This is a genomic window from Clostridium sp. DJ247 (genome assembly GCF_014231265.1).
Genome location: NZ_JABAIW010000022.1, coordinates 36,795 through 50,311, shown reverse-complemented (window position 1 = coordinate 50,311; position 13,517 = coordinate 36,795). Strand labels below are relative to the sequence as shown.

Annotated in this window: 12 protein-coding genes; 5 read left to right on the top strand and 7 right to left on the bottom strand. The window is 29.9% G+C overall.

All coding sequences use genetic code 11. From position 1 onward, the window contains the following. Nucleotides 1–34 precede the first annotated feature (34 nt). The 4 genes from HGI79_RS10605 (at nt 35) to HGI79_RS10590 (ending at nt 3,721) form a co-directional block, all read left to right on the top strand. Nucleotides 35–241 (top strand): hypothetical protein, encoded by a 207-nt coding sequence (locus HGI79_RS10605; RefSeq protein WP_185650660.1) that lies wholly within the window; start codon nt 35–37, stop codon nt 239–241. A 506-nt stretch (nt 242–747) separates the two neighbouring features. Continuing rightward, nucleotides 748–1,995 carry a group II intron reverse transcriptase/maturase gene (gene ltrA, locus HGI79_RS10600; RefSeq protein ID WP_185650659.1) on the top strand — a complete coding sequence of 416 codons (1,248 nt, stop codon included), beginning with the start codon at nt 748–750 and terminating at the stop codon, nt 1,993–1,995. A 52-nt stretch (nt 1,996–2,047) separates the two neighbouring features. After that, entirely contained in the window at nt 2,048–2,983 is a 936-nt protein-coding gene (locus tag HGI79_RS10595) for a group II intron maturase-specific domain-containing protein (protein ID WP_313885206.1), read from the top strand. Between the two features lie 315 nt (nt 2,984–3,298). Continuing rightward, nucleotides 3,299–3,721, top strand: a complete 423-nt coding sequence (locus HGI79_RS10590; RefSeq protein ID WP_185650658.1) for a VOC family protein — start codon at nt 3,299–3,301, stop codon at nt 3,719–3,721. Between the two features lie 362 nt (nt 3,722–4,083). Here HGI79_RS10590 and HGI79_RS10585 read toward each other — a convergent pair whose 3' ends face one another. Next, a complete protein-coding gene (locus HGI79_RS10585) occupies nt 4,084–4,617 on the bottom strand; it encodes a MaoC family dehydratase (RefSeq protein ID WP_185650657.1) in 534 nt (177 codons plus the stop codon). Between the two features lie 447 nt (nt 4,618–5,064). Continuing rightward, a complete protein-coding gene (locus HGI79_RS10580; protein ID WP_185650656.1) occupies nt 5,065–6,054 on the bottom strand; it encodes a beta-ketoacyl-ACP synthase III in 990 nt (329 codons plus the stop codon). A gap of 198 nt (nt 6,055–6,252) precedes the next feature. Here HGI79_RS10580 and HGI79_RS10575 point away from each other — a divergent pair, with 198 nt between their 5' ends. After that, complete coding sequence (locus HGI79_RS10575) at nt 6,253–6,828, top strand: TetR/AcrR family transcriptional regulator (RefSeq protein WP_185650655.1); 576 nt, start codon at nt 6,253–6,255, stop codon at nt 6,826–6,828. A 439-nt stretch (nt 6,829–7,267) separates the two neighbouring features. Here the strand turns inward: HGI79_RS10575 and HGI79_RS10570 are convergent, their stop codons facing one another. The 5 genes from HGI79_RS10570 to HGI79_RS23680 all read right to left on the bottom strand — a co-directional run bounded on the left by HGI79_RS10570 (nt 7,268) and on the right by HGI79_RS23680 (nt 12,749). Continuing rightward, on the bottom strand, nt 7,268–8,353 hold the full coding sequence (locus HGI79_RS10570; protein WP_185650654.1) for a hypothetical protein: 1,086 nt from the start codon (nt 8,351–8,353) through the stop codon (nt 7,268–7,270). 13 nt (nt 8,354–8,366) lie between these two features. Next, nucleotides 8,367–9,077: a TnsA endonuclease N-terminal domain-containing protein gene (locus HGI79_RS10565; protein WP_185650653.1), complete on the bottom strand. Its 711-nt coding sequence runs from the start codon at nt 9,075–9,077 to the stop codon at nt 8,367–8,369. 2,016 nt (nt 9,078–11,093) lie between these two features. Then, nucleotides 11,094–11,768 (bottom strand): DDE-type integrase/transposase/recombinase, encoded by a 675-nt coding sequence (locus tag HGI79_RS10560; RefSeq protein ID WP_185650652.1) that lies wholly within the window; start codon nt 11,766–11,768, stop codon nt 11,094–11,096. A gap of 120 nt (nt 11,769–11,888) precedes the next feature. Continuing rightward, nucleotides 11,889–12,068 carry a hypothetical protein gene (locus HGI79_RS10555; protein ID WP_185650651.1) on the bottom strand — a complete coding sequence of 60 codons (180 nt, stop codon included), beginning with the start codon at nt 12,066–12,068 and terminating at the stop codon, nt 11,889–11,891. 90 nt (nt 12,069–12,158) lie between these two features. Beyond that, nucleotides 12,159–12,749 carry a DUF6431 domain-containing protein gene (locus tag HGI79_RS23680; RefSeq protein ID WP_395939534.1) on the bottom strand — a complete coding sequence of 197 codons (591 nt, stop codon included), beginning with the start codon at nt 12,747–12,749 and terminating at the stop codon, nt 12,159–12,161. Nucleotides 12,750–13,517 lie beyond the last annotated feature (768 nt).

The following is a 13,517-nucleotide window of genomic DNA, read 5'->3' as shown; positions in this document are numbered from 1 at the left end:
AACTTTCTTTGCATAAGGGGGGATAATTTCACCATTGCTTGCTAATGTCTATATGGATAAGTTTGATGAGTGGTTATCAAAACAATGGGAAAATAAACGCACAAATTATAATTATTCTATCCAATGGGGTAAAATGTCTGCGCTACGGGAAAGAAGCAACTTAATACCTGCATACATGGTTAGATATGCAGATGATTGTGCGCCACGAAGGCGCACGAAAGCAACTGAAATAGTTGCTTAGTGCAGCTATGCTGCACAGAAGATGAAGGAAGGCCCTTCGAAACCGCCATACAGGTGGAGGTTTCAAATCACCTTAAGCTGCTTTGGTCAAAAGCCACGGTAGTGAGCGTTAAGGAAAAGGCAGAACTAGATTTTGTCAGATATGTGTTATAGAGACGAATAAAATGAACCACTGATAAAGTGTCGAAAGCGTAGGAATGTCATCAAAACCAAGGGGGAGTCGTTAACTTGGGATAAATCTAGAGGATACCTGTTTACTGACTAGATGGTGACCGGCATGAAGGTGGCGTGAATATAACATAGGCTTCTGTGTGGAACGTGGGAACCTACGACTTCGATGTTAAGGAAGAAATCCAAGTGGAGGCCCCACAAGGATGAGAGTACCAATGCGAAGTATAGGGGCGGAACAGACCGTAGTAGTTATGAACCTTCTGTAATGGAAGTGGAGCGAAGGGAGCTGTATTATCCAGTTTTAAAATTTGGTCAACCAAATATGGGAGGAACTAAATGGAGAAAATAAAGTCGTTTAATATAACAAAACAGAGTGTATGGGAAGCATACAAACGAGTAAAAGCGAATAAAGGTGCTGCTGGTGTAGATAAAGAATCTATTGAAGATTTCGAAAAGAATCTAAAGAATAATCTATACAAGATATGGAACCGAATGTCCTCTGGAACTTACTTTCCACCACCAGTAAGAGCGGTGGAAATACCAAAGAAAAATGGAGGGGTAAGAATATTAGGAGTACCAACAGTCTCGGACAGAATAGCCCAAATGGTAGTAAAGATGCACTTTGAACCAAAAGTGGAGCCAATATTTCATCCTGATTCCTATGGATATAGACCAATGAAATCAGCGATTGATGCAATTGCAACGGTAAGAAAAAGATGTTGGAAATACAATTGGATTCTTGAATTTGATATCAAAGGCTTGTTTGATAATATCAACCATGACCTATTGATGAAGGCTGTAAGAAAACACACTGACTGTAAATGGATACTTCTTTATATTGAAAGATGGCTAATAGCACCACTCCAAAATAAGGATGGGATTATAATAGAGAGAACATCCGGAACGCCTCAAGGTTCGGTAATTAGCCCGGTTTTGGCAAATCTCTTTCTACATTATACGTTTGATAAATGGATGGAAATTAATTTCCCTAATAATCCATGGGCACGTTATGCAGATGATGCGGTAGTACACTGTAAAACAAAGTATCAAGCTGATAACCTATTGAAGAAATTAAACCAAAGGTTTAACCAATGTGGATTAGAGCTACATCCAGAGAAAACACGAATAGTATACTGTAAAGATGATGACAGACATGGAAATTACCAAATAACAAAGTTTGATTTTCTTGGGTATACTTTTAGACCGAGAAGGTCTAAGAATAAGTATGGAAAGTATTTCATAAGTTTTTTACCGGCAGTTAGCAATAAAGCTTGCAAAGCAATGAGGCAAGTTATAAGAAGCTGGAGGTTACACCTGAAACCGGACAAGGAACTAATAGATATATCTGATATGTTCAATCCGGTTATAAGAGGATGGATAAATTATTACGGACGCTTTTATAAATCAGCGCTATACACAGTTCTGCGTCATATGAATAAAGCGCTAGTCCATTGGGCTAGAAGAAAATATAAGAAACTAGAAAGACACAGAACAAGAGCAGAGAGATGGATGGGAAGAATTGCAAGGCAATTACCCAAACTATTCGCACATTGGCAGATGGGTATTCTGCCTACGGCTGGATAATGGGAGCCGGATGAGCTGAGAGGTTCAAGTCCGGTTCTGAGAGAGCCTAAGGGTGAGATTCCCTTGGGCTACTTACCTTGTAGTAATGTGTGAAAATGAGCAAGATGCAATAAATTTATATGAAACTCTTAAACCATATCTTGAAAAAAGAGGTTTAGAATTAGCACAGGAAAAAACCAAAATAACACATATCACAGAAGGATTTGATTTCCTTGGTTTTAATATCAAAAGATACAAAACACAAAATGGAAGTAAGTTAATAATCAAACCTTCAAAAGATAGCATAAAGAGTTTTAAAGGTAAAATCTCAAAAAATACGAAAATGTTGTATGGTAAAAACATTAAAACCCTTATTAACACATTAAATCCTATAATTATAGGAACAGCAAACTACTGGTCATCGGTTGTATCCAAAGAAGTTTATACAGCAATGGATAATTATGTATGGACTAATGTATATAGATTTTTAAGAAGGTTACACCCAAAGAAAAGTTGGAACTGGATTAAGGACAGATACTTCAAGCCTGATAAAACAGGACAGAGTAAAAATAAATGGATATTAACTGACCCGATAACAAATAATCAATTAAAGAAAATGGCATGGACACCTATAGTCAGACACCATCAAATAAAACATGACTATAGCCCATACAATAAAGAACTCAAAGAATATTTCCGCAAAAGAGATAAGAAAGAGTTTGATAAAAACAATGTTGCTTACAGACAAAAATTAGCAAAGAAACAGGATTACAAATGTCCATTATGTGGAATGAGTATAACTGACTTTAAGGAAGGTTTAGAAACACATCATAAAATACCTAAAATCAAAGGTGGAAGTGATGAATATAAGAACCTTCAATTAGTACACATATCATGTCACATAGAATATCATAAGTTATTTCCTGTTAAAGAAGATTTACCTGACGAAGCCCAATTAAGAAATTGCCTAAAATATATTAAAAACAAGAAATCAGCAGGGCTAATATAACCAAGATTTAGGATAAATGTATGCTTGAGCCGTATGTTTTGAAAGGAACAAGTACGGTTCTTAGGCGAGAAGGAGGGAGTAATCTCTCTGACTTAGCCGACAAAAGCTACTCTGACTGCTCTTAGAGGTAAAAGCGGTAGCTTACCTATCGGTATTGAAAAAGTGAATACTTATTTCAAGAGTGTCGGGAATACCGTAGTTATACAAAAATTCATTCTCGAGGTTCGTTAAATGAAACTTGACTTTGTAATCAAAAAATGATGTATGAAAATGTAGCTTGAATAAAAAAGTCCAAAATTGTGAGGAGTTGGGAAAATGATTCAATCAATAGTTCACATAGCTCTAGTTGTAAAAGATTATGATGAGGCAATAGAGTTTTATACTAAAAAGCTTAATTTTACATTAGTTGAAGATACTTATCAGCCCGAACAAGATAAACGATGGGTAGTAATATCGCCCCCTGGATCAGTCGGTACCACAATATTACTTGCAAGAGCATCTAAACCTGAACAAGAGCCATTTATAGGCAACCAGTCAGGCGGTAGAGTTTTTCTATTTTTAAACACTGATGATTTTTGGAGAGACTATAATGAAATGATCTCAAGGGGAATAGAATTTGTGAGAGAGCCCAAAGATCAATCCTATGGAATGGTTGCGGTATTTAAGGATTTATATGGGAACCTATGGGATTTGCTAGAGTTGAAAGAAGATCATCCAATTTTGAAACGAATTAAGTAGCTGGTTGAATTCATTCTTAATAACTTATGATTACGTAGCAATCACGTAATATTACACTATTAAATTACATGCAGATATAAACAAAAATAATAGGTACTAAAACAAATTAGTGCCTAAATAAAATATCTAATTTACATTGCAATTTTACTACAGTTATAAGTTATCTTTATTATCATTATTATTTTTCTTATTAAGATATTATTTCTTACTATATAAATATTGAGTGCCTTTATTCCCCTAAGAGCAAGTTTTACAAATAGGCTATGTTTATGAATAGTGTTGATAATATAGTAATTTTTTAGGGAAGCGATTTTGGGCTTCCCTAAATTCACATCCTATAAAAATGTAAACTTAAAAATATTTTAAAACAGAGTTGCTTGAAAGCATAATATACCATTACTAAAACCCTTGATAAGATTTCCTTCGTATTTTATATAAACTGGATTACACCCGTAAACAGGATGAATATATTTTACTTCTATTTCATTAGTTTTAGTTGTATCACAAAGTTCTTTCAGTATAAGCAATCCTTGTACAACGGGATTTTCAGTAAGATGAATAGAATTTGTATCTCCTGTAAGATGACTAAAATCTGCAATTTCTTCTTTTGAGAAATTACGCCATAAAGTCCCATTATCTTTAACAGTTTCTGTTTGAATAGATTCTTTAACTGTTACATTCATCATTAAATAAACTGTTAATGTTTCTGCAATTTCATTATTAACATACCCACTACAATTGATTACACAAAGTCGTCTATTACTTTTTACAACCTCATTTTTATAAGTTTCTTTATCTAATTTTGGTTGAAACCGTTGATATTTTACTTTAGCAATAAATGCACCATCATAAAAAAAATCATCCTTTATAGTAAATGCTCTAAATAAATCTATCATTTTATTCTCCTTATATCAATATTATAAGTATGTCCACAAAAATTATATAGGTACTAAAATTAATTAGGATCTAAATAAATCATTTGTTCCACAGCAATGCTTTATTAAATAATAGCCTGTATCTAAATTGATGTAGGCTTTAGTTATGTTGCAAAATAACAATATTATGACTATTCGTTGTTATTATTTCACATTTCTAAGCTGCCTGATAACCAGATATGGATATTCCTTTTGTCTTTTAACCTTTTACAGCGGTTTTTTCTTTTCTTTGGTAAACACGGGTTTCTTTTACTATTCAACTCCTCTTGTAAGTATTTTTATATAAAGATTGAAATTAAAGATTGTTGACCAAAGAATTGATTTAAGCATTATAAACTATCGTATTTCATTGGCTAGGTTTTAATCTAAATTATATGCAGGTATAATTGATTATTAATAATAAATTTGTTACATTATTTTTTCCTTAGTCCACTGAACTAAAATTGATCCCCAAGTAAATCCCCCGCCAAATCCTACTAGAATAACTTTGTCACCTTTACTAAGCTGTCCAGTTATGTATACTTCATCAAAAGCAATTCCTATACTGGCAGCCGATGTATTACCATACTTCTGTAGGTTTATATAAAACTTATCTATATTTATATTTAGTTTTTTTGCAACATATTCAATTATTCTATAATTTGCTTGATGGCAAATTATATATTTTATTTCACTTAATGATGTTGAAGAGTTGTTTAATATAGTATTGATGCTTGTTATGATAGCATTTGTTGCAAACTTAAATACATCAGAACCTTGCATGTTAATTTCATTTGCAACGGATTGATTGAAACTTACAATTACATTTTTTAACGGAATACCAGGTATAAAAAGGCTATTGCCCTTACTTCCGTCTGAGCCTGTATACATTGAGATAATTCCTCCATAATTTCCAATTCCTAAAACAACTGCGGATGCACCATCCCCAAAAAGTACACATGTTGATCTATCATTCCAATTTAAGACTTTTGACATAATGTCAACACCTATAACAAGTGCAATCTTGCTTTGATTTGTTTTTAAAAATTGAGATGCTACATTTATTCCGTAAATATAACCTGAGCAAGCTGCATTTATATCAAAGCAGGTTGCATTCACTGCTCCTAGCCTTTCTTGAACTAAACAAGCTGTGGATGGTACAAAGTAATCAGGAGTAACAGTTCCAACTACAATCAAATCAATAGATTTTGGACAAATATTACAATCCTTAATTGCGAGACGTGCGGCCTCAACAGCTAAGTCGGTAGTATTTTCATATTTGGAAATCCTACGTTCTTTTATCCCTGTTCTTGAAAATATCCACTCATCAGATGTATCAACTACTTTAGATAAATCATCATTTGTAACTATATTACTTGGCACATAGTGCCCTAATCCTAAAATATTCACTGTTCTCATTAAATTACCCCTTTAAATATAAAATTAAAACAAAATATGTGACTATGTTCATTATATGACCACGGTCATATTGTAACATATATATAGTGTATTTGTAAACAATAGTTAATAAGGTTATAGTTACTACACTGTTATTTACATTGTATTTTAATTTTGCTATGCTTAGGTTATAAATTGAAACAAATTTTGGAGGTATATATGTCTTTATATAAGCAGCAAAAAGAACTAATTCGAAAGCGAATTTTTGATACTTCTATATCTTTATTTAGAGAAAAGGGATATGAATTTACAACTATAGATGAGATTACAAAGACATTAGGAATAGCAAAAGGTACTTTTTATAACTTTTTTAATTCTAAAAGAGAGGTATTATTCCAATGGTCATCAGAAAGATTTGTTGCACTTAAGCTAGATAGTATAATAGACAATAATGAAACCATTGAAGAAAATTTATTAAGTTTTTTTAAAGTAATGACAAAAGGAATAATGAAAGAAGAAAAACTTTTCAATAGCTATATTAAGGAATTATTAATTATAAATAAGGCTGATCAAAGTAAAGAAATAGTAAAATTTGAAAATATTCATTTGTATATCATAGAACATTCAAAGGATCTAAATGAAAATATTTATAAAGATCTTGATATAAAAATACGACTCATAAATACATATTTATTTTATGAAATAGCAAACTGGTTTGAATATAAAAGACCTTTAGTGGAATTATTTGACCACTTAAAAAAGGTTCTTAGATTATGTTTATATGGTATATTTTAAATAGAATAATCTCTATAAAATAAAAAAGGCAATATTGCCTTTTTTATTTATACTTAATAGATGGTAAATACCACATTATAACAAATATTTTTAGTATGTGGAGATGCCCCTAATCCCACAAATTATATAAATTAAGTTCGCACTTTTGAATAGAGTTGGATTCGGAAGTTGAGCCGAAGAAAGAAAGAGTTCGATTTTAAGCTAAAATTATGCTATAAATCAAAAACTGCTCAATTTCCGAAACAATCTATAGGACGAAGCCGTGTACCACTACACTATGGAATTTCAATAATTTTTACTTTGCTAAAATTAGCGATGTTTCATTATACTTGACCATAATACTCTAATAATTAACCATAAGGATTTACATGATTGTCTGTCAGAGGGGTCAAATCACTATAATCTTCTGGTTTTATATCCTTTGTTATTTTTATCCCTTTTACTTCTTAATTTGGGGAATACCAAAAGCAGACCATTCATTTTTAATATCAGGATATTTTTCATTTACATACGATTTATCTTTTAGAATATGCCAAATACAAAGCATTACATCTTGCCAACTTTCGTTTCCAAAACTTAAACTAAATCCTAGTGGATATCTAGATAACTTATCTAAAGCTAGTATGAAGGTAGGTCTCCCTATTGTTTCACCTTCTTCATCTGTAACTATTAAATCAAGTGGCGTTCCATCGATTTCGACTCTTTCAAGCGGATAAGTTACTTCGACACCGCCATTTACTTGACCATATTTATTTTCTGCAGTTCTTTTACCAATTCTATATGCTATTAGATCATATTCTGGTATACTTTTTATGTAATGTGTAATAGAAGGATATGACGGAGCTTTAATCTTTTCATCTGAAAATTCATTATGATCCGCAACTCTTTCCCTAATTTTATCAAATAAATCACGTATAGTAGGCCGTTCTGAACTTAAATAGTAATCGTTAATTTCTTCTTGTAAAAAATCTATAATTACACTTGATAATCTAAATTTATTTTTACCACCACAATTTCTATATCCTGGAATTAGTGAACGTATATCACGATTGCTATCTTCGTATTGATTTATCCATCTATATATCGAAGCAACACTAACCTTACAAAAGAAGTTGCTATCAAATAATTCTTGCACTAAAGGTTTGTTGTTTTCTAAAGAGTTAACTTCTTCAACCCTTTTTATTATAGCGCTTCTAGTTCTACATATATTATCCTTAAAAATGAAAGGTTTAATTACATTAAATTTAAAGATTGCTTCATCTTTATGTTTCTCAAACTCAATATCATCAATATCAAATTTGAAATTTGCTTCACAGATACTGTTTTTAGAATTTCTGTTATGTACCTCAAAATTCAATATACCTAAATCAAGTTGTTTTATTAGCTCTTTTTTGGTGAATATTACTGTTTTATTAAAAACTTGATCGATAGCTTGAATATTACCGTCAGAAAGAATTTTTGAGATCATATATATTTTTTCATATAACTTAAATCTTAGGCCCACAGCTAGATGAATGTGATTCAAAGCGTATCACCTCTTATAATTTAATAATACTTTTATCAGTTAAGGGATGTTTTAAATCTATTTTGATTACACCCTCAAATATTAGAGAATATATATAAACTTTAAATTGATTATAATTTTCTAAAAGGTTTAACCGATTTAATAATGTTTCAATATCTAATTCTCCTAAAGCCAGTTCATTTTTTATTTTTAGTTCATCGCTTGGAGGAACGTATACTAATGAATATCTAAAAAGATATTTTATATTCGTTAATATACATCCCTGATTAATATCCTCATCTGTTACAATTTTAAATTTAAATCCATTTTGAATACAATAGTAATTGGCAACATCAAACTTAGTTTTTTTCTTATCATCATTTAAAAGTTGAAATAATATAGACTTTGGTTTAATTTCCACAATTTCAATTTTATCTTTTCTAACAACCTTTAAATCTGGGGTATAAGTTCTCTCTCTATTTAAATAATCGTATTCGAGTGTAACTGGCTGCTCGGTAAAAGATATAACTTCTTTATCAAATTCTAGTAAATACATATAATCACGTTCAAGAAGAGATTCATAAGCAATGCTTCTACCATTCTTTTTGCTTGGAAAAAAACCAGTATTCTTTTTACCGAAGTTATTTGTTATCTTTCTAACAGGCTTATCCAATATAGAATGCCTCCAATCAGTAGAATTTATTTTAGTTAGCTGGCTTATTAAAACATTAAAGAAAATCTTCATAGGTATGTTATTAATAATGAAATCATCATTAATAGTATGTGCTACTTACAAAACATTTATTAACTGAAAATTTATAGAAAAATTATTAATGTTACAAATGTGCTTTACAGATCAATATATACAAACTTTGCTGTAACATTCTAATTGTTTTATTAATTTTTAATATTGAAGTATTCTAACTGAAACTCAGCTAAATGTTTTTTACAAAAATTATTTCATTTTAATTTGCTATATAAATTTATATATACTTTTTAATTTAGGCATTTATAGGATGGTTACAGTTTAGTGTTTGTAAGCCTGTACAAATTTTTATTAATTAAAAACTTATTAAAGATTCTTAAATTTCAAGTATTATGAGAAATACAATAACCTCACTAATAATTTTACATACATATAATTATTAACCATTTTTATGGAATTAATTCACTCTCAAGCTAAAAACAAAATTTCAAACTAAGTAATGAGAAATAGGAATTTATAACTTTAAAATTTTAAAAAGATTGAAACTAGATTTATTAATATAAAGATATATAGTACTGTTTTCTACTTAACTATTAAATGCAAATAATTCATATTATTTATATATTGAAGATAACTAAAGCCTATATCCTAAATAAAGAATACAGGCTTTGATTTTCTATAATAAAGATGCGCTTAAATACAGGTTTATGTCTATAAGTTTATAGTATGTGTTGGTTCTAGATATTAGTTCTATAACGGACTTATGTTTCTAGTTCTGAACTACAGTTATTAATAAAACTCTAATATAAACTCTTAAAGTTTTATTAATATATAGTATAAACATATTACGAAAATCCTAAGAGTTAGTATCTTAAAGCTAACGTTTTATAATTTTTATTAATTTAAATAATAGAAATCTACTTACTACATAATATGTAAATACTAATTTTCAATACTTTTATTTAATTCTTTATTATTTTCACTAAAAATAAGTAAATTCATACCAGGAATTTTAAAAATTGTTTTATTATCATTTTATAAATGAGCTATAGAAAATGAAGATAGCTTCAAATATCATATGTCTATAACCACTGATATACTGTGATAGGCAATAAATATCAGTTCATGATATTTATTAATTATTAATTTTGAAAATAAATGTAGTAATTTAAAAGGGTAGTAAGCATTTCTTACTACCCTAAACCGTAAAGGTGGTAACTTTATTAATTATTTTTTCAGTATCCCTAAAGGGGTACCCCGAGATTACTCGGAGTTATTGAAGTTTTTCAAATTCTAAAGTAAGAGTTATTCTCCACTTTAATGCCCTCAGGAATATCTGAAACATAAAGTTCTCACCTCTTTCTATTCAGTTTTCAAAAAGCTTTTTTACAACCGATTGTTATTTGTAATTATACAACATAAATAAAATTGAGTCAATAAAATTGCGTATTTTCTAGTAAAATCTCTCATATGCTCTATTTTTCTTCTCCTTTTATTAATTTAATTTTATGTATTTTATAAATGACTACTAAACAATATATTTTATTAATTTTATAATACCTAATAATGTTACAGTTATTATTTTTATTGTAAAATTAACAAAGCTACTAGCAAATTTATTTTCTATGAACTGGAATTTTTACTTTTGAAGGAATTTAAGTATATTTATAGAATAATGGTATTAATAAGAGGAATTAGATATAGCTACTAATGTCTATAATCGGAAGCGTGCGCCTTGTTTCCGAACAATCTGTATAGAAATATACAATAAAATCGGAATACTAGCTAAAGAAAAAAGAAGCAAGTATAACTTGTCATTTGAATTGGTAGGGGAAGTTCCTACCTGACCCTGTGTGAAGGGTGACAAAATTTCTAATACTCCGACGTGCATAAATGTTGATTTCCACTTTGTTTTATCCTACTTTTTTCAAGTTATTTTATCCGGCTAAATTCTAAATTTACACTTTAGGTTATCCTATAATCACGATAAATTAACCTAAAGTTTCACTTAATTTTATCTTTATGTAAGAATAAGAACCACCTACGGTGAGGTATCTACAACGCCTTGTGCTTACTGCTTTTTAAATAAACAAAAAGAGCAGTGAACTGCTCTAAATAATGAATATAATTACTATATTTTTCATTTAGATATTTACTGAAATCCATATTTAAGGCTTCTAGCGAAGCGTAATCGTTCCAGTTAATACCGTTCATCCAGTTATCTTTTATAGTTCTAAAGGAACGTTCTATTTTGCTCTTAGATTCTGGGTTATACGCCTTTGTATGAATCAATGTAATTCCTAAAGAAGCACAAATTAAACGTAGTTGGTCATTTTTATAGGTTCCACCGTTATCTACAAATATTCTTTTGGGAATGCCATATTTTGAGATAGCTTTCTTGAAGACAATTTGCATATTCACAGCGTTGTCATAGAAAAAGAACTCTCCATGAAGAATTAGCCGAGAGGCATCATCAATAAAAGTAATTAAGAATGTTTTCTTTTTCTGTCCATTAATCTTAATAATTGGTCCATGAGATGTATCAGATTGCCAGCAATCATTGGCAAATTCCATTTCATAAGCCCTTCTATCTACAGGGGCTAATTGATTTCTTTTTAAATTATTTTCCCGCATGTACCTTAAGACTGTTGCTAAAGATGTCTTATTTGCCTTAACATAGCCTTCTTCAACAAGTTTTTGATAAACCAAAGTTCCAGTTATATAAGGCAAAGAGTCTTTTAACTCATGAATTTTTGCGATAGCATTAGAGTCAATATTTCTAGGTTTTCCTACATCGGCTCTCGCCTTAGGTATAAGTGCATCAAAACCTCCATGCTTATAATTTAAAAACTACTTCTTTATGGTACCAGAAGAAAACCTAACGGTAGTTCCATTTGGTAAAGTATGCTCTTTAGAAGCGATATCTCTAAAAAATTCATTTTTAGAAGCTGCTTCATAAGTTTCGTTGACTAATGGAGCTATTAAAGAGAATTTAAAAAGAGCTATTTCATGTTTTTCTCTATCTTCCATACACAAAACCTCCTGAAAATATTTTAATATGATGTTACCAAGCCATAAGCTTTAAATCTATTCAAGAGTTATGTGGGTGAGAAAAAGTGCTCAATAAAAGCCTCCAATGTAAATTGGGCGAGGTAAAATATTTTGAAACTTCAACATTAGAAATATCCACTGGGAGTTGAAGAAATGTTGGTATAAAAAGTTTCCGTTGAACTGATAGTTGGTAATTTCAGATACTATAGTATTTGGGGCAGAAGCTACGGCGTAGCCTAAACTTCTTAAAACAGTTGTACAGGAATTAAGAAACAATGAGAATTTTAATATAAACATATAAAGGATTTGGAATGAAATAGAGAACTTTGAGCATATATCTAAAACTCTATGCTCATTGGAATAATACTCTGTGAGAACATTTAAAATAAATGAAAAAGAGTAGATGCAATAAGGTATAATATCATTTGGTAGAATGGCATGAGTACTATTGCAGGAAGAACATTTAACCCTCAAAATAATTATCTTTCTATCCCTTACATTTTGTGAATCATCGATAAAGCATACGTTTCTTTCATGGTTGCCATGTCTAGTAAGGGAATGCTTTGCACCACATTTAGGACAGATATAATAAAAAATCGAATAGTTATTTAAAATTTTTTCATTATAGTTATTGTAATTAACATTAAAATCTATTATCATAATATCAAGTTGTGAACTATAGTTATCTTTTATAGTTCTGGTGAGATTTGGAGAAGTACTTTGGACGGTGGCTTCTCCTTTTCTTATTTTACTACAAAAACAAAGGATAAAAGAATGTTAAATTTATTTTTCTCATTCTTTTATCCTTTTCTTATTTGTGTGGTTAAATAAATTTGAAATAAAGTTAAATATTCAAGAGATATTATAGTACAAATCTACAATTAATATCAGAAATTTGGATATTTAGTTTCTGCAAAAACGGTATTAAAGTTACTGAAGATAATGAATCTTTACAAAGCAACATTGATTCATATTTATTTAAATCAAAGCTTAAGTATGGATTAATATCAAGATAGCATGAGATAGCACTTTGATGATATTTATTAGATGAGTAAGATAACATTCTCCAAATGTCACCAGGAAGAACAAGGTTATCACTTGCAACTCGTTGAATATAACTTGTCAGAGACTCACCTTTCCGTATTGCTGGTCGAAATAAAAAAACATCATTAATACTTAAGCACCACCTTAAAATAAATTCATTTCAAATTATTTACAAATTCCTTTGTATTTAATCACTGTACTAATAGGGATGGATTCAATATATATTTATAAACAAATCTTTATTTTCCACAATATTGTAATTCAGTCTCAGACTTTTTGAAATTGAGTCTCAAACTCTTTGAAACCAGTCTCAAACTTTTTGCAAACTCACACTTATTTACAAAAGTGAAAATTTATAATATAATATAACTGTATTATGAATAA

Coding starts and splice junctions, on each gene's coding strand:
- HGI79_RS10575 (WP_185650655.1), top strand. CDS start 6,253: ATGTCTTTATATAAGCAGCAAAAAGAACTAATTCGAAAGCGAATTTTT.
- HGI79_RS10565 (WP_185650653.1), bottom strand. CDS start 9,077: ATGAAGATTTTCTTTAATGTTTTAATAAGCCAGCTAACTAAAATAAAT.
- HGI79_RS23680 (WP_395939534.1), bottom strand. CDS start 12,749: ATGATAATAGATTTTAATGTTAATTACAATAACTATAATGAAAAAATT.
- HGI79_RS10585 (WP_185650657.1), bottom strand. CDS start 4,617: ATGATAGATTTATTTAGAGCATTTACTATAAAGGATGATTTTTTTTAT.
- HGI79_RS10590 (WP_185650658.1), top strand. CDS start 3,299: ATGATTCAATCAATAGTTCACATAGCTCTAGTTGTAAAAGATTATGAT.
- HGI79_RS10555 (WP_185650651.1), bottom strand. CDS start 12,068: ATGGAAGATAGAGAAAAACATGAAATAGCTCTTTTTAAATTCTCTTTA.
- HGI79_RS10580 (WP_185650656.1), bottom strand. CDS start 6,054: ATGAGAACAGTGAATATTTTAGGATTAGGGCACTATGTGCCAAGTAAT.
- ltrA (WP_185650659.1), top strand. CDS start 748: ATGGAGAAAATAAAGTCGTTTAATATAACAAAACAGAGTGTATGGGAA.